Source organism: Nostoc sp. (assembly GCF_036919575.1).
Taxonomy (GTDB): Bacteria; Cyanobacteriota; Cyanobacteriia; order Cyanobacteriales; family Nostocaceae; genus Nostoc.
The window spans coordinates 1-17,368 of the sequence record NZ_JBALBY010000025.1; the positions used below are offsets into that span (position 1 = coordinate 1).

Below are 17,368 nucleotides of genomic sequence, written 5' to 3' on the forward strand. Positions count from 1 at the left end.
TCTTCTTGATAGTCTCAACTCCAGAAGTTAAAATCTATACCAAAAAACCACGCGCACTTTTTTAGCAATCGCCTGCTTTTAGTCTAAACTCCAGTTGTTATATCGGCGAACTCATTTGTTATTTGAGCGATGCCTACGGCAGGCTTTGCCAACGCATTTGTTATATCGGCGATGCCTACGGCAGGCTTTGCCAACGCATTTGTTATATCGGCGTGGACATAAGGGACTTCCAAATAAAAAAATACTCAACTATTTCTTGTGGGGTGGGCGACACGAGAGACCGTAGCCGAAGGCGGGCAAGATGCCCACCCCACAAGCTAAAATGTTGCAAAAAAATTGCTTTGTTGGGTGGAGCTTTGCGTAACCCAACATCCTGATAATCAGTTGGGTTACGCTCCGGTCTACCCAACCTACGTCTACGTCTAATCCACTATTTTAGCCTAGACAGTCTACTACGTACATTTCAAAAATCAAATACTAGTCCTATATGCTGGTCATACTTGTGTGTACACTGTAGAAGACTAAGGGGGAGAAATTTCGATTATCTAAGTATTTGTTAAGAAAAGTTATTAATTTTCACTACTCTTAGCAGAATAAAATTAGGCCAAAGCATTGAAGTGATTGCCAAAGCGATGACACAGCGATGACACAGCCTAAAATACCCATCACTACAATTACTATACAAACTAACCTTGATTCAAAAATTGCTGTTTCTGTGGGGATGGGAATTGCGTGGCTTGCCGCCGTAGGCATCGCTGCTTTTTGGGCAAATTGCGCTTTTGCTCAAATTACCCCCGATACCACTCTACCGAATAATTCCACCATCAAACTAGAAGGGAACACCAGAATTATTGAAGGCGGAACCAAAGTGGGTGGCAATCTGTTCCACAGTTTTAGCGAGTTTTCTATTCCTACTGGTGGCACTGCTTTTTTTAACAATGGTCTTGATATTCAGAACATTATCAGCCGAGTAACAGGTAGAGCGGTGTCTAATATTGATGGGTTAATCCAAACTAACGGCACCGCTAACCGCACCACTAACCTGTTTCTACTTAATCCCAATGGAATTATTTTTGGACCTAATGCCAGTTTAAATGTCGGTTCTTTTTTGGCAACAACGGTCGATGCGATCGTGTTTCCTAATGGTGCTCAATTTAGTGCAACTAATCCCGGTAAACCGAGTAGCTTACTGACGATAGTAGGCGATCCGAGTGGTTTCCTGGCTTCTCAGCGGCAACCTGGGAGCATTCAAACCTTCGGTAGTTCCCTCACAGTTCAGGGAAGGCAGAGTTTGGTCTTACTCGGCGGAAATCTCAGCTTCGATTCTGAAGGCAGTAGTCCAGACGGTACATCAAGCGTTTTAGGTACTGCTGACAATTATGAAGGGCAAGTTGAACTGGGGAGTATCGCTGGGGCTGGCATTGTCCAACTCTCCAGAATGCCAACACCGGATGGTAATCTTCTGAGCCTAAGTTTTCCAGATCAGTTGGCACGGGGAGATGTATCATTCAGGCACGGAAGTACAATCGGTGTTCTTGCTGAAAGTGGCGGCAATATCTCAATTTATGCACGAGATATCCGCATTTTGGAAGGCAGCAAACTTTTAGCTGGGATTGGGGGAGGGTTAAACGGAACGCAGGCAGGAGATATTAGGTTAAATGCAACGGGTGCAATTACCTTGAGCGGTCAATCCAGTGATGGGGAAAGGAGTCACCTTTCTAACACGGTGAGTACTCAGGCGAATTCTGTTGGCAATGCCGGAAACATTCTGATTACAGCCAGATCGTCGCTCTCGATCACCGATGGCGGCGAAATCAACACCAGCACCTTTGGGCAAGGCAATGCAGGCAATATTGCGATCGCCGCTCCAACGGTTTTCCTGGATACAGGGTTTCAGGGGGGTGGGATTTTCAGTGATGCGAACCCGGCTGTTAGTGGAGAAGGCGGGAGTATCTCTATTAAGACGAATACCCTTTCTCTCACGAACGGATCAACGCTAAATGTAGCTACCACTGGACAAGGAAATGCAGGCAATATTTTCATTGATACGCGATCGCTCTCGGTTACCGGAGGTGCTCAAATTGCTGCCAACACCACTAATGGATTGAATGCCGGGAATGTAGCGATCAATGCCAGGGATACGGTTAAGGTGGATGGGTTTGGAGTGGATCAAAATGGGCAAGTGATGCTTCGAGAAAATGGAGAACCTGCACTCAGTCAAATCATTAGTGGTGTAGACAGTGGCAGTGGGCAAGGGGGAGATATTCGCATCACCACCGGATCTCTATTCGTTACCAATGGTGGACAACTCACCGCCAACACCTTTGGGCAAGGGAATGCTGGAAACATTATCGTCAATGCCCGTGACTTTATTTCTCTCAGTGGAAGACTCAACCAAGGCTCCTTCCATGAGCCAAGCGCACTGCTTGCTAGAACTACAAATAGCGGACAGGGCGGCAACATCAACATCATCACTAGATCGCTCTCTGTTACCAATGGCGCTCAACTTGTTGCCTCAACTTTTGGACAGGGGAATGCGGGGAATATTCGCATCAATGCAAAAGATGCAGTAACTGTTTCTGGAACTAGTCAAGAAAGCGGAGATTCTAGTGGTTTATTTACATTTACTGATTCTACTTCCACTGGCATTGGTGGTGATATCACCGTAAACACCAATATGTTTCGCATATCAGACGGCGCTTTACTGGATGCAAACACCGCAAATAATCAAAAGGGTGGCGATATTACGGCAAATGCAAACGTCTTTGAAGCACTCAACGGTGGACAACTCACCACCGCTACCTCAAGCAATGGAGGTGCAGGTAAAATAACTGTCAACGCTGATGATAAGCTAACAATTAGTGGTATTGACCCTAGTTACAGCGATCGCATTACTAAATTTTCTGACAATGTGCTAAATATAGGCGCTAACAGTGGCTTATTTGTCAGTTCTACTAGTTCAGGAATCACAGGCGATATCGAAGTCAACTCACCCCAAATTACCTTAGATAACCAAGGCGAACTCAACGCTTCTTCTGCATCCGGTAACGGTGGTAATATTAATGTCAACAGCGACTTACTCTTACTCCGTCATGGCGCTCAAATTTCCACCACTGCCGGGAATGACGAATTCGGTGGCGATGGCGGTAACATCACCATCAATACCCCCTTCATTGTCGCCGTCCCCAACGAAAACAGCGATATCAGCGCTAACGCCTTCACTGGTATAGGTGGTAGAGTTGACATTACAACAGACGGGCTTTTCGGTATTGTCCCGCAAAAAAGCCCAACCGAAAAGAGCGACATTACAGCGAGTTCCCAATTGGGAGTGAGTGGTACAGTAACCATTAACACCCCTGACGTAGACCCTTCTCGCGGCTTAACTCAACTACCCTCTAACCTCGTAGATGCATCCCAACAAATCGCCCAAGGTTGCACTTCCAGAAGAGGAAAAAACGCCAGTCGTTTTATCGCCACAGGACGCGGTGGATTACCCCTTAGCCCCAACGAGCCTCTGCGGGGACGAGCAGTGATTACAGGTTGGGTAGATTTGCCCCCACAAGCAATAGAGAAAGTAACAGATAAATTAGCTGTGGAAATTCCAGATAAAAAACCTATTGTACCTATTACCAAATCTACTAATCAGATTGTGGAGGCTCAAGGATGGATTGTCGATGCTAACGGTGATATTATCCTTGTGGCTCAATCTGGGCAAAGTTCTTCTATTCCCTCTCCCATGTCCTGTAATCAATGATTCGTTCCCCAATCTCAATGTTGGTAAAGTCCTGGTGGTTCGCTTTCTCTTAGCAACTCAATTATCAGCCCTGTCATAAGCGGGGTTTATATTTCGAACCTGAAAGGGTTATTCTCTGGTAAGAAATCAGAGCTATATAGTTATGTGGATTGATAAGCTTCGCTTAATTGTGAGATTTGACCGCAAATCGTCACCAAATCATCAGGGTTTGAGTCCTGTACATTATCTTCCAGTCATTTGTTTAGGTGCATAAATCAGAAAATGCTTCGTATTAAACAATGTGGGTGGATAAAACAATTCTTATTCCTTAGTTGCACTCAATAATTCAAGAGGGGGATCTGCTATGTCTGATGAACTTTCTCGGCGTTACCTTTTACAAGTAGGTAGTGGCTTTGTTGCTGGATTAGCAAGTGTCGCTCTACTGAGTAACCTTACACCTGTTTTGGCTCAATTTGCTATACCCATTAGGAAATCAATGAGTGTGTTGCGTACAAGCGGACGATATCTCTATGATTCGAGTGGTGAAAAGATTATCTTGCGAGGAATCAATCTACCACTGCTGGATGACTGGGATTTTCCTCAAAGCGATAAGCTAGCAGAACTCGAAAAAACTGGAGCGAATGCCGTTAGAATCCAGTGGTACATAGATTATGGTCAGCCGAGTCGCCCCGCTTACTCGATCGAAGATTTGGACAGGTTTCTCACAAGATGTAAAGTAAGCCAGATCATTGCGATCATCGGTTTGTGGGATCTCACTTGTGGTTCTGATACAACGCTGCTCAATACTCAGTTAATTCCTTGGTGGACTTCTGAGCCTGTCCTTGCTGTACTCACAAAACATCAGCGTTATCTCATTATTAATGTAGCCAATGAATTAGGGCTTTACCGCTGGGCTGATAATTCAGTGAGCGCATTAGATACGTACAAGACTGCGTACAAGACTGCCATCACAACGATTCGGCAATACTTGCATGTACCGATTACGATTGATGCACCGGATTGTGGAACCTCGATCGAGGTATTTACAAACATTGGTCAGGAGTTAATCGATCACGATCCAGACCACAATCTTCTATTGAGTGGACACGCTTACTGGGCTGCTTATGACGGACTGCCTTATCTTGACGCTGCCATCAATGCCAATCTACCGATCGTCTTTGGCGAAATTGCTAACAAGCAAGACGAGGATATCAATGGGGAAACTCAGTACTGCTATTACGATTTGGATGGCACTAATGAGAACCATGCCCCCCAGAATAGTTTTACGTATCAGGCATTCTTGCAAACATTAAAAGAAAAAGAAATCGGGTGGTTGGCTTGGTGTTGGTGGAAGGACGGTTGTTCAAGTCGGCAGATGTCCCAGGACGGAAATTTTTCTGGTCTGACACCCTACGGCAATGATATAGTCAACAATCCTGATTATGGATTAAAAGCGACTGCTCTACGATCGTCTGCGTTTGGTGTCGATGAGTTCAACACACTTTGAAAACGGTACAGCATTTAACCTGTGGTTGTCAATATTTTGTAAAACCCCTTAATGCTTGCGAGGGGAAATTTTCAAGTGTCTGTTTGATGGATATTGCGCTATTTCCGGCTTTGTTGTTGGCCATTTCGGCGATGCCTACGGCGGGCTTCGCCAACGCATTTGTTATATCGGCGATGCCTACGGCGGGCTTCGCCAACGCATTTGTTATATCGGCGATGCCTACGGCGGGCTTCGCCAACGCATTTGTTATATCGGCGAACTCATTTGTTATATCGGCGAACTCATTTGTTATATCGGCGATCGCATTTGTTATTTCGGTGATGCCTACGGCGGGCTTCGCCAACGCATTTGTTATATCGGCGATCGCATTTGTTATATCGGCGAACTCATTTGTGATTTCGGCGATCGCATTTGTGATTTCGGCGAACTCATTTGTTATTTCGGCGATCGCATTTATTATATCGGCGATCGCATTTGTGATTTCGGCGATCGCATTTGTTATTTCGGTGATGCCTAGGGCGGGCTTCGCCAACGCATTTGTTATATCGGCGAACTCATTTGTTATTTCGGCCTGTCCATAACGCACTCTACTGGCGTGTCTAGACTCAAATGTTGCAAAAAAATTGTCGGTTGGGTTGACGTAAGGAAACCCAACCTTGTATCTTAGAAGACTAAGGGGGAGAAATTCCAATTATCTAAGTATTTGTTAAGAAAAGTTATTAATTTTCACTACTCTTAGCAGAATAAAATTAGGCCAAAGCATTGAAGTGATGCCTTCGGCGAGCTTCTCTACGAGACGCTCCGCGAACGCTAACGCCAAAGCGATGACACAGCCTAAAATACCCATCACTACAATCATTATACAAACTAACCTTGATTCAACAATTGCTGTTTCTGTGGAGATGGGAATTGCGTGGCTTGCCGCCGTAGGCATCGCTTTTTGGGCATTCCCTCTGCCATATCCTGTAATCAATAATTCGTTACCCCAAAAGTATGGGGAGGAATTCCCATGAAACCCAAGAGTCATAAAAACAATCAGTGGCAACGCATGGATAACAGATGGTTCATTCGTCTTTTTAAAATCCGTGACTTGCCTGTTTTCATTCTCTTGGTTCTAGTGACAGCTTTTTTGTGCGTTATTACTTTTCCTGTTGCTGCAACTGTAGAGACACAACATAGGGAGCATTTCACTTTCGTAAAAAGCCTTGTAAAACCTCACCCCAACCCTCTCCTTGGTAAGGAGAGGGAGCAGGAATCTTGTTTCTCATCTGGTATGTTTGCAAAACTGAGATGCTCTCCACAACATATCGCAACTCTTGGAGTGTCAACCCAAAATCCGACTGCACAAACACAAGACTTGCTGCAACAGGGTAAAGTGCTATATGAAGCAGGACAGTTTGCAGAAGCAGTTAAAGTTTTGCAACAAGCAGTTAAAAGTTATGGCAGCCAAGGCAATGAATTGCGGCAAGCTGTAGCATTAAGTAATTTGGCATTGGCATATCAAAAACTGGGTAATTTGACACCAGCGCAACAGGCAATTACAGATAGCTTGAAGTTGCTCGAAAAACCCTCTAATTCCCAAAATCTTCGGGTTCTGGCTCCAATTCTGGATATTCAAGGTAGTATTCAACTAGACTTGGGACAAGCTGAACAGGCACTTAACACCTGGCAACGTGCGGAAGTCAGCTATAAGCAATTAGGCGATCAAAATGGCATTACCCGCGATCGCATCAACCAAGCACAAGCATGGCAAATTTTAGGATTTTACCGTCGGGGCTTAACAATCTTGACTCAATTGCAACAGCAGTTCCAATTAAAACCTAAGTCAGTCACCAAAGCAGTAGAATTACGGTCTTTCGGTGATGCTCTGCAATTAGCGGGAGATTTGAAACAATCTCGTCAGGTATTACAGCAAAGTTTGTCAATTGCCCAACAATTGGATTCTCCCCAAAATGTCAGCGCTGCTTTGTTCAGTTTAGGCAACACAGCACAAGTACAGCAAGATTTTAAAGGGGCAATAGAATTCTATCAGCAAGCTGCGGCGATCGCTCCTAACCCGATTACCAAAGTTCAAGCTGAAATAAATCAGTTGAGCTTGCTAGTGAACACGGGACAAACACCAGCCGTGCAGATACTATTGCCGCAAATCCAAACTCAACTGGCAGAACTACCTCCTTCTGTGACAACTATCTATGCCCGGATTAATCTAGCTCAAAGCTTGATGAAATTTGGAACTACACCCCAAGCGATCGCTCAAATCTGCGCGATCGCCTTGAAACAAGCTGAAGATTTGGCGGATAAACGAGCCGAAAGTTTTGCCCTTGGGACTCTGGGCAGTGTATACGAGGAAACTAAACAATGGTCAATTGCCCAGAATCTCACTCAACGCGCACTAATCGTAGCCCAAACAATCAACGCCCCAGATATCGCTTATCGTTGGCATTGGCAGTTGGGACGCTTGTTAAAACAGCAAGGACAGATTATCGGCGCTATTTCTGCCTATGATACTGCGGTCAGTGAGTTGCAGACTCTGCGTAGTGACTTAGTTGTGGTGAATCGAGATGTCCAGTTTTCCTTTAAAGAAAGTGTAGAACCTGTATATCGAGAGTCCGTAGAATTACTGTTGCAGTCTCAGAAAACTGATCCGAGCGAAGCAACCCTAGACAAAGCTAGACAGAGGATTGAAGCGCTACAACTGGCGGAATTAGACGACTTTTTCCGGGAAGCTTGCATTAATGCCAAAACTGTTTTGCTTGATACAGTGGTAGATAAAGATAATCCTACAGCCGCAATCATTTATCCAATTATTCTGCCTTCTCAACTCCAAGTGATTGTCAAAATTCCTAAACATCCACTGCGTAATTATACAGTAAACAAGTCACAGAAGGAAGTAGAAGGTACTCTAAGACAACTCAGAGAGTATCTTTTAGAACCTGATAGGACTGAGGATGTGCAGGCGCTGTCACAGGAAGTTTATGGGTGGTTAATCAAAGAAATTGAGTCAGATTTAAAAGAAAGTGGAGTCAAAACCCTTGTATTTGTACTGGATGGAATATTGCGAAATGTGCCAATGGCTATACTGTATGACGGTCAGCAATATCTGGTAGAAAAATATGCTGTAGGACTCAGCTTAGGACTCCAGTTACTCGCACCCAAACCCTTGACAGAAACAAAACTTAATGTTCTAGCTGCCGGGTTAGTGCAGCCACCACAAAACTTTCAACAGCAATTTCCACCGTTACCAGAAATTAAATCAGAATTCAACTCAATTTCGCAAGCGATCGCCTCTACCACCGAGTTACTAAATGGGGACTTCAACAGCAAAAACCTAGAGAGTAAGGTGAATAGTGTGCCATTTAATGTGTTACATCTGGCAACCCACGGGCAATTTAGCTCCAATGCTGAGAATACTTTTATACTTGCTGCTGATGGGCCGATCAACGTCACGCAATTTGATAGCTTGCTGCGCCGTCGGGATGAAACTCGCTCAGAAGCCTTGGAAATGCTGGTTTTGAGTGCTTGCGAAACTGCTAATGGTGACAATCGCGCCACGCTAGGGCTAGCAGGGGCATCCGTGAAAGCTGGTGCCCGTAGTACTTTGGCTTCACTGTGGTATATCAGTGATAAATCTACTGCGATCTTAATTGGTGAATTTTATCGTGAGTTAGTTAAAACTAAGGTGACAAAGGCTGAAGCTTTGCGTCGTGCCCAAGTAAAGTTGTTAAAAGATTATCCTAATTACAGTCGTCCTGGTTACTGGGCACCTTATGTTTTAGTTGGTAACTGGCTTTGATTTCTTCAAGCCGCACACTTGTGACTTCCAGTCATGAGTTAGGCGCTCTATATTAAGTGTGACTTTGTGTTAAAATTGAAAGGTATTCAGAAAATTCAATAAATTGTCATCCATCCAAAAAGCATTTAAAGTTACTCTCATCCCTACACATAATCAAGAAGTCTTAATCAATAAGACTATTGGATCTGCAAGATTTGTATATAACCGCTTTTTGGCGCTGAAGAAAGAGTTATATGCAAGTGAGGGAAAAACCTTAAACTACAATGCTTGTAGTCAACAGCTAACTATACTCAAGAAAGAAATTGAATGGTTAAAGGAAGTAGATAAGTTTGCCTTACAGAATTCACTCAAAAATTTAGAGACAGCATACAAAAACTTTTTTGCTGACTTAAAGAAAGTCAAAGGCAAGAAGGGTGTAGGTTTTCCTAAGTTCAAAAAGAAAGATGGGTGCAAGCAGTCTTACAAAACTAATCTCACCAACGGCAACATACAGATAATAGAGAATCGTTTAAAACTCCCAAAGTTAGGGTGGGTCAAGTTTCACAATTCCCAAGACATTACTGGGAAGCTTGTAAACGTTACCATTAGTCGCACTTCTAGAGGTAAGTATATTGCTAGTATTCTGTGTGAGACTGAGATAGAAAAATATCCCCAGGTAACACAGAATATTGGCTTAGATTTGGGAATTAATTCCTATCTTGTAACCAGTAATGGTGAAGTTGTAGATAATCCGAAGTATTACAGAACTCAAACTCGTAAGCTACGCAAGGCACATAAAAAACTATCTCGCAGTGTAAAAGGTAGTACTAATAGAGTTAAAGCGAAAATCAAGCTGGCTCGTACCTACGAACAAATTACGAATCTGAGAGATGACTTTCTGCACAAGCTATCAACTCGCGAAAGTGTCCACCGGGGAGTATCCCCGTGGCGCATTTCGCGGTTAATCAAAGAAAACAGCATTATCTGTATCGAGGATTTGCGAGTTGCCAACATGGTCAAGAATCACAAATTAGCTTTGAGTATTTCAGACGCTAGTTGGGCTAAATTCGTTACCATGCTCGAATACAAAGCTTTGTGGCATGATAGACTTGTACAAAAAGTCGGCACGTTTTATCCCTCATCTCAAACTTGTAACTGTTGTGGTTTTATCAATCTACTAGTTAAGGATTTAAAGTTGCGTGAATGGTCTTGTCCGGGTTGCAGTAATTACAACTTGAGAGACGTAAATGCAAGTTTAAACATATTGGGAGAGGGCTTGAGGTTAATAGCCGCCGTGGGTATCCCGGAGGCTCCAAACGCCTGTGGAGAGCTTGTAAGTCCTGAGTTACTTCAGGCAGAGATCGTTGAAGCAGGAATCACGCGACTTTAAGTCGTGTGAGGTTCAAACGGTATAGTATCTCGCCAGCCTTTGGCACAAGCAAGATACTTTCATCCTCACGGTTAGCCCATTCAGTGGGTCGAATCGTAGTTGGGTCACGATAGTTCAAGTTATGAGCAGCACAGCGTTCAGCAGAAATACCAGTAGCTAAAGTAACGCGAATCCGCGCTTGTTCCCCTTGTATAGGATCAAAAGTACCCATACCTTTTAAGTGAGTACTATGAGCCAGCACTCCACCGGGATATGCTTGGAATTTATCCCACTGTTTGAGGAAGTAATCGCGCACATGATAGCCAATTTGCGACAGGATTTCGCCGTGTGTATAGCTAAACTCGGTAATGTGAGGAGCATATATAATTACTTCACCTCCGTCGGCCACTACTGGCTCTAGCTTGTACATTCCTTTAGCTGCTGTCCAAATGTCGTCATACATTTGGGGCATTATTGAAAGCACTTGTTTAAACGGCTGATCTACATATTTAATATGCAGTTTAGCTGATAATTTTGCAGCATCTTCCCAGGCTGACTCTGGTTTATCTATATATAGTCCAGCTAGCTGATTCGTTTTTGGGGCGACCACCATCGCTAGGCAAAGCTTCGGGGTAGAAATCAGGCTAGCGGCTCGGTTAATCAAGCGCCGAACTGGTGTTATTCCCGGTGTACCAATAATTTCATAACAGGTGATTAAAGCACCTAACCAGTGTGATAGATCAATTACTTCCTGACCACCAATACCGGGAAAAAAGTATTTATTTCCACCAGAAAAACCGACAACTTCATGCGGAAAGACCGGGCCGCAAATCATTATTAGATCGTACTCTGTTACAAGTTTGTTAACACGTACTTCAACTGCTTGATGTAGCATTCCCCGGCTGATCTCTGCTATCTCATCTGCTGATATTACTCCACAAGAAATAAAGGTATCCGGCTGATGCCAAAGGTGGTTAAAGATGCGAACTTTTTTAAAGGTTGTCTCTCGCTCCTCTGGTGTCACTCCTACTAAGTGATTAATTTGTTCCTCACTCATGGGATTATGTGTACCCAGAGCGATCAAAAAATCCAGAGCCGCAACCCTCTTACCCAACTCATTATGAAGCAATCGAAACATTTGAGGTATGGGAGCAGTGCGGGTACCATCTGGAATTAATATTAAGATGCGCTGTCCATCCAACTTAGGGTCTGCCAAAGCTTGATGAATTAGATCGGAAACTTGCTCATCTGAAAGTGTTCCGTTATTTACAGCCAGTGAATACATGATTAAACTCCACTGTAGATACTAAATCCACCGTCTACCGGCACAACTACCCCGTTGACGAAACTAGAACCAGAACTACATAACCAAATTAAGGTGCTGAGTAATTCCTCCGGTTTTCCGAAACGTCCGGCGGGGGTATGGTCGATAATTTTTTGTCCGCGTATAGTCAAGCTTCCATCTGGATTTAACAGTAAATCTCGATTTTGCTCTCCAATAAAAAAACCTGGCGCGATCGCATTTACTCGCAGTCCATCACCATACTTTTGCGCGAGTTCTACCGCTAGCCAGCGAGTAAAGTTATCTATCCCCGCTTTAGCGGCTGAGTAGCCAACCACGCGGCTGATCACTCGAATGGCAGACATGGAAGAAATATTCACAATACAACCGTGGGGCTGATTTCTTTCGACCATTGCTTGACCAAAAACTTGGCTGGGCAGTAGAGTACCGAGTAAGTTGAGGCTAACTACTTCCTCAAAAGCTGCATGTGGCATATCAAAAATAGTAGCGTCAGCAGTAATTGTGGCAGCAGGAATATTACCACCAGCCATGTTTACAAGGATGTCTATGTTACCCCAACGCTGTATAATTGCAGCCCTCGCTATTTCTAATTGGGAGCGATCGCTAACATCTGCCAGCACAGCAATACTTTCTCCACCATTAGCAATAATCTCAGCGACTACTGCACCCGCCCGTGCTTCATTGCGACCCAAAACGGCGACTCGCGCACCAGCAAAAGCCAAACCCTTTGCCATAGCCGCACCAAGCACACCAGAACCGCCTGTGACTACTGCTACCTGCTCTTTCAAGCTAAAAAGTTTATTTAAAATCCAGTCTGACATCTTATTTCAATTCGTAATTCGTAATTCGTAATTCGTAATTAAAGAAATCAATATCAGGACTAGCCCTTTCAAGGTGGGTAAAAAGTTTGATTAATAAATTCCTGTTTAAGCTCTTTACTCTGTGTCCTCTGCGCCTCTGTGGTTAAATAAATTTCTTTGAAACCGCAGAGACACAGAGAGCGCTGAGAAAAAACAATCTTATTTTACGAGTCACGTTGAGAGGGCTAATCCTAGTAGCTTGATTTGTATTAGTCTAATTTGTAAGCAACTTTAGCGAGGTCATAAGCCAAAGCGCGAGCCATATCATACCCTTCCTCCTCCTCAACCAATCCACGCCCTGCCAATCCAGCTAACCAGTTACAAGCTACTCGCCGCCAAACATTATGACGAGCCGGAATAGAAACGAAAGCCCGTGTATCATCATTAAACCCAGCAGTATTATAAAGTCCAGCAGTTTCCATTACCTGATTGAAATAGCGCTCCATCCCATTTACGCTGTCGTGAAACCACCAGGGCGGCCCAAGCAGTATGGTAGGATAATGACCAGCTAGCGGAGCCATCTCGCGGCTCAAGGTGCTTTCATCCATGCCAAAAATGATTAAGTGGAAGCGCTGATCGTTACCGTAAGCTGACAACAACGGGCGCAGATTTTGAGTCCATTCTATTTTTAGGGGAATATCAGCACCTTTATCAGATCCAAACAGCTTAAATAAAGCCGGATTATGGTTACGCATAACACCACAATGCATTTGCATCACTAAGCCATCTTCCACACTCATCCGCGCCATTTCCATGAACATATGACCGGTAAAATGTTCTACATCACCCGGATTCAGCTTGTCGGTTAATGCTCTAGCAAAGATAGCTTCTGCTTCTTGGTCGGAAAGGCGTGTGGTATAAGGTGTAGCTGCACCTTGATCGGTAGCTGTGGCACCCATTTTTTTAAAGAAAGCTCGACGTTCTTCTAAAGCTTGCACAAAAGCAGCGTAAGTATTAATTTCTCTACCGATAGTGCTTTCCAATTTGGTCAGATTTTCGCGCCAACCAGGAGCATCCAGGTTAACTACTGCATCTGGTCGAAAAGTTGGTCTGATTTGAGTAAAACCTTCTTCGTGGAGCGATCGCTGATTCTCTAGGTTATCACTGGCTGCATCGGTAGTACAAAGCACTTCGATGTTAAAGCGTTTGAATAAAGTACGAGGGGAGAACTCAGGCAAGACTAACAAACCTTCCAGGTAATTATAGATATGTCCGGCATTGCGACAGTTTAAAGGTTCATCTACACCAAAGACGTTAGTTAGTTCATCTTTCAGCCACAACCCAGACGGAGTACCCTGGAATAGATAAAAATGTTCAGCGAACAATTGCCAGATTTTGCGGTGATCAGTTTCTACTGGTGAACCATCACTGGTAGGTATGCCCAAAGCTTGCAGAGGTACACCCCGACTATAGAGCATACGCAAAAGATAGTGGTCAGGGATAATCAGTAATTCGGTCGGTGAACCAAAACGGGCTGCTGGATTAGCTAATAAGGCTGGATCTACGTGGCCGTGTGGGCAGACCAAGGGGAGCGCAGATATGCTGTCAAAAAATTCATGGGCTAGTCGTCTTTGAACTGGTTCTGGAGAAAAACAGCGATCGCTAGATAAGCTCGGTTTTTTGGTTAACATAATTTTTGTTTGATTAAAATTTTTTCAAATTACTACTCCCCACTCCCCACTCCCCACTCCCCGTCTCAGTCGTGGTCTAAATACCTGAAAATTGCTGTAATGCTGCACTACTTCCACGCTGTACTAGAAAAGGAGATAAAACGCGGTTTTCCACAGTTTTTTCTTCTAATAAATCAAGTAACATTTGCATGGCATAGCCACCAATTTCTAACATTGGTTGGCTGACTGTGGTCAGGGCTGGCGTAACATAACGACCCAAAGCAATACCATCAAATCCCACGAGGCTTAAACTTCGCGGTACTAAAATACCTAGTTCTTGGCAGGCTAACAAAGCGCCAACCGCCACCATATCGTTGTAACAAAAGATGCCTGTTACTTCAGCAGTTAATAGTTTAGAAAGCATATTTTGTCCGGTAGCAACATCGCTGGTTCTGGTATCATCTTCATCACTAATTGCAATCCAATCAGTATTTTGTGGTAGACCAGCTTTAGCGAGAGCCATTCGATATCCTTCCAGGCGTTGCTGGTTCGACCTGCTGCGATCGCCTACACCTAGATAACCAATAGCGGTATGTCCCAGACTTATGAGATGCTCTACGGCTAATTTAGCACCTAAGCGATCGTCTATTGCTACTGAGTGAAATATTTCGGATTGATCTTCGGTCTGGCTATTAATCAGAACTGTTGGCACAGCAATTTGCGTTAGTTGTTTGATATGCTGTTTACTAATTCGTGAATCGGCTACTAAGATCCCATCTACTCTCCGGCGATGAAAAGTATCAATAGCTGCTATTTCCTGCTCAAAATTTCGGTGGGAAGCACTTAACAAAACGCTCAAGCCTGCTGGCCTAGCTATCTTCTCGATTCCTTCTACTACCTCAGCGAAAAAGGGATCTGCGATCGAAGTCACTACTACACCAATAGTATTAGTACGTTTATTTTGCAAGCTTTGAGCAATAGCATTCGGCACATAGCTCATCTCCTGCGCCAGTCGCTTAATCTCTTCTCGCACTTTCGGGCTAATTAGAGCGTTATCTCGCAAAGCGCGTGAAACTGTAGAATGAGAAACGCCTGCTCTTTGAGCAATATCTTCAATTGAAATTCTTCGTTTATTCATTTTTTATTTTAATACTTTTATATTCATGCACAGGTGTGCATTAAATGTATTATAGAAAATAATCGTCATTTGTCAAGAGATTTTAATACAACTCACATTTTAATGGAAAGGAGTCAGGAGTCGTGAATTCTGCCTCCGTTTCAATAACTTAACTTTTCTTAAGAAAAATATGAGCAAGCAGTCAATGATTATTATCGTAATGGGTGTATCTGGTTCTGGCAAAAGCACCATCGGAAAACTGCTAGCAGACTCCTTAGAATGGGAGTTTAGCGACGCTGATGCTTTCCACTCGCCAGAGAATGTTGAGAAAATGCGGCGCGGTATCCCTCTGAGTGAAGCTGACAGGATGCCTTGGTTACAAGATTTGCAAACAGCTATTAAACACTGGCTGCAAGAAAATCAAAATGTGGTGCTGGCGTGTTCGGCTTTAAAAGATAGCTATCGGCAATTTTTGGTATTGGATAGCGATCGCGAACGCATCAAGCTAGTTTACCTTAAAGGGTCTTATGAGTTGATTCAAATGCGCCTGCAAGAGCGTCATAATCATTACATGAGCGAAAAACTGCTCAACAGCCAGTTTTATACTCTTGAAGAGCCATTGGATACCATATCTATGGATATTGCACAGCCACCCCAGTTAATTGTCCAAAACATTAGAACGGCTTTGGGAATTTAGCTTATTGGTAACAACCGTAAGATTAAGATTAATTACGTCTCTACGAAAGCATCAAAGACGAAAAGAAACTTAATACACATTTATGCACAGGTGTGCAAAGATAAGTTCAATACAGTTTTTGCACACCTGTGCATAAATGGAAAAATACCATTTAACAAATCAATATCGACAAGTAAAAAGATATGTCTCAAACTCTAAATAATGCCATTACTCAGGCTCAAAACAATCCCTTACATTCGCTAGAAGAATGGGAAAAAGACTTACTTAATCGCTATCCAGATCCAGACAGCATAGTTAAAGAAGGTAAAACTACTCAAGAGTACAGGAATTACGAAGCACCTACTAGAGACATGGTGAAAGAGTTCTATCGGTTAAATCATATTAATCAAACGTATGATTTTGTATTAGAGAAAAAAGAACACTTTCTGAAGTTGGATAAGAAAGAAATGTCTGTCTGGGATGCATTGGAATTTTTGAATCAATTGGTTGATGATTCCGATCCTGATACAGACTTAGATCAGTTACAGCATCTATTGCAAACATCAGAAGCCATTCGCGCTGATAATCACCCAGACTGGATGGTACTTACTGGCTTGTTTCACGATATGGGGAAGGTACTTTGCTTATTTGGTGAACCCCAATGGGCTACAGTAGGCGATACCTATCCTGTGGGTTGTGCATTTTCTGATAAAATTGTTTTCTCGGAATTTTTTAAAGAAAACCCTGATTACAATAACCCTATATATAACACTATATATGGTGTTTACGAGCCGAATTGTGGCTTGAGTAATGTACATATGTCATGGGGACATGATGAGTATGTATATTACATGATGAAAAATTATTTGCCTGAACCTGCATTGTATATCCTCCGCTACCACTCATTTTATCCTCAACATCGTGAAAATGCTTACAAACATTTGATGGATAAACACGATAAAGAAATGTTTAAATGGGTGAAGTTATTCAATCCCTACGATTTATATTCAAAGAACCCTATTCCTCCAGATTGGCAAAAATTAAAGCCTTACTATGAAGATTTAGTGGCGAAATATTTACCCAGAACCTTAAAATTATAAATCTCCGCTATTAGCAAAGCCAATGAATTTAAAAAAAGTAGCAGGGTTTTTAGATATGGTAATGGGCTATAAGTTTCTACCTCTAAAAGATAGATTTAAAGGCCAAGACTTCCCTCCTAGAGTATTAACTTTTCTCAATTCAACTTGAGTGTAATATGTTAAGTTTTTTAAACTGCCCCAAAGCGGAAAAGTACTTAATTTTCGCAAATGCTCCAGTCAGAAAAGTTTAAAACTATATCGAGATGGAGTAGTTTCCTTGACTTTGTAAAGTTCGATAAAGCGGGATCAGATTTGGAATAATGCAGGTTAAACTAAAACCAA

The 17,368-nt window shown here is 43.1% G+C and carries 12 protein-coding genes; 6 read left to right on the forward strand and 6 right to left on the reverse strand.

The window, feature by feature from the left end; genetic code table 11:
* Window positions 1-643 precede the first annotated feature (643 nt).
* Together V7K27_RS07860 and V7K27_RS07865 are read left to right on the forward strand one after the other, a co-directional pair.
* On the forward strand, window positions 644-3,754 hold the full coding sequence (locus V7K27_RS07860; protein WP_334945941.1) for an S-layer family protein: 3,111 nt from the start codon (window positions 644-646) through the stop codon (window positions 3,752-3,754).
* A gap of 343 nt (window positions 3,755-4,097) precedes the next feature.
* Window positions 4,098-5,240 carry a cellulase family glycosylhydrolase gene (locus V7K27_RS07865; protein WP_334945943.1) on the forward strand — a complete coding sequence of 381 codons (1,143 nt, stop codon included), beginning with the start codon at window positions 4,098-4,100 and terminating at the stop codon, window positions 5,238-5,240.
* Window positions 5,241-5,268: 28 nt separating this feature from the next.
* Here V7K27_RS07865 and V7K27_RS07870 read toward each other — a convergent pair whose 3' ends face one another.
* Complete coding sequence (locus V7K27_RS07870) at window positions 5,269-5,772, reverse strand: hypothetical protein (RefSeq protein ID WP_334945945.1); 504 nt, start codon at window positions 5,770-5,772, stop codon at window positions 5,269-5,271.
* Window positions 5,773-5,946: 174 nt separating this feature from the next.
* Window positions 5,947-6,267, reverse strand: a complete 321-nt coding sequence (locus V7K27_RS07875; protein ID WP_334945946.1) for a hypothetical protein — start codon at window positions 6,265-6,267, stop codon at window positions 5,947-5,949.
* A gap of 246 nt (window positions 6,268-6,513) precedes the next feature.
* Here V7K27_RS07875 and V7K27_RS07880 point away from each other — a divergent pair, with 246 nt between their 5' ends.
* Both V7K27_RS07880 and tnpB read left to right on the forward strand, forming a co-directional pair.
* Complete coding sequence (locus V7K27_RS07880) at window positions 6,514-9,033, forward strand: CHAT domain-containing protein (RefSeq protein ID WP_442947599.1); 2,520 nt, start codon at window positions 6,514-6,516, stop codon at window positions 9,031-9,033.
* 103 nt (window positions 9,034-9,136) lie between these two features.
* Window positions 9,137-10,402: an IS200/IS605 family element RNA-guided endonuclease TnpB gene (tnpB, locus tag V7K27_RS07885; RefSeq protein WP_334945950.1), complete on the forward strand. Its 1,266-nt coding sequence runs from the start codon at window positions 9,137-9,139 to the stop codon at window positions 10,400-10,402.
* Here tnpB and V7K27_RS07890 read toward each other — a convergent pair.
* The 4 genes from V7K27_RS07890 to V7K27_RS07905 all read right to left on the reverse strand — a co-directional run bounded on the left by V7K27_RS07890 (window position 10,389) and on the right by V7K27_RS07905 (window position 15,292).
* Window positions 10,389-11,666 (reverse strand): lactate racemase domain-containing protein, encoded by a 1,278-nt coding sequence (locus tag V7K27_RS07890; RefSeq protein WP_334945952.1) that lies wholly within the window; start codon window positions 11,664-11,666, stop codon window positions 10,389-10,391. The genes tnpB and V7K27_RS07890 overlap by 14 nt on opposite strands.
* A 2-nt stretch (window positions 11,667-11,668) precedes the next feature.
* A complete protein-coding gene (locus V7K27_RS07895; protein ID WP_334945954.1) occupies window positions 11,669-12,505 on the reverse strand; it encodes an SDR family oxidoreductase in 837 nt (278 codons plus the stop codon).
* A gap of 248 nt (window positions 12,506-12,753) precedes the next feature.
* Entirely contained in the window at window positions 12,754-14,175 is a 1,422-nt protein-coding gene (uxaC, locus tag V7K27_RS07900) for a glucuronate isomerase (protein ID WP_334945956.1), read from the reverse strand.
* A 76-nt stretch (window positions 14,176-14,251) separates the two neighbouring features.
* On the reverse strand, window positions 14,252-15,292 hold the full coding sequence (locus V7K27_RS07905; protein WP_334945958.1) for a LacI family DNA-binding transcriptional regulator: 1,041 nt from the start codon (window positions 15,290-15,292) through the stop codon (window positions 14,252-14,254).
* 184 nt (window positions 15,293-15,476) lie between these two features.
* On the opposite strand from V7K27_RS07905, the gene V7K27_RS07910 reads away from it, so the two are divergent.
* Window positions 15,477-15,968 (forward strand): gluconokinase, encoded by a 492-nt coding sequence (locus V7K27_RS07910; protein WP_334945960.1) that lies wholly within the window; start codon window positions 15,477-15,479, stop codon window positions 15,966-15,968.
* A 182-nt stretch (window positions 15,969-16,150) separates the two neighbouring features.
* Complete coding sequence (locus V7K27_RS07915; protein WP_334945962.1) at window positions 16,151-17,047, forward strand: inositol oxygenase family protein; 897 nt, start codon at window positions 16,151-16,153, stop codon at window positions 17,045-17,047.
* The last annotated feature ends 321 nt before the right edge of the window (window positions 17,048-17,368 follow it).

Excerpts from the sequence above, each read along its gene's own strand:
- V7K27_RS07860 (WP_334945941.1), top strand. The coding sequence starts at position 644 with ATGACACAGCCTAAAATACCCATCACTACAATTACTATACAAACTAAC.
- V7K27_RS07865 (WP_334945943.1), top strand. The coding sequence starts at position 4,098 with ATGTCTGATGAACTTTCTCGGCGTTACCTTTTACAAGTAGGTAGTGGC.
- V7K27_RS07875 (WP_334945946.1), bottom strand. The coding sequence starts at position 6,267 with ATGACTCTTGGGTTTCATGGGAATTCCTCCCCATACTTTTGGGGTAAC.
- V7K27_RS07880 (WP_442947599.1), top strand. The coding sequence starts at position 6,514 with ATGTTTGCAAAACTGAGATGCTCTCCACAACATATCGCAACTCTTGGA.
- V7K27_RS07890 (WP_334945952.1), bottom strand. The coding sequence starts at position 11,666 with ATGTATTCACTGGCTGTAAATAACGGAACACTTTCAGATGAGCAAGTT.
- V7K27_RS07895 (WP_334945954.1), bottom strand. The coding sequence starts at position 12,505 with ATGTCAGACTGGATTTTAAATAAACTTTTTAGCTTGAAAGAGCAGGTA.
- uxaC (WP_334945956.1), bottom strand. The coding sequence starts at position 14,175 with ATGTTAACCAAAAAACCGAGCTTATCTAGCGATCGCTGTTTTTCTCCA.
- V7K27_RS07905 (WP_334945958.1), bottom strand. The coding sequence starts at position 15,292 with ATGAATAAACGAAGAATTTCAATTGAAGATATTGCTCAAAGAGCAGGC.
- V7K27_RS07910 (WP_334945960.1), top strand. The coding sequence starts at position 15,477 with ATGATTATTATCGTAATGGGTGTATCTGGTTCTGGCAAAAGCACCATC.
- V7K27_RS07915 (WP_334945962.1), top strand. The coding sequence starts at position 16,151 with ATGTCTCAAACTCTAAATAATGCCATTACTCAGGCTCAAAACAATCCC.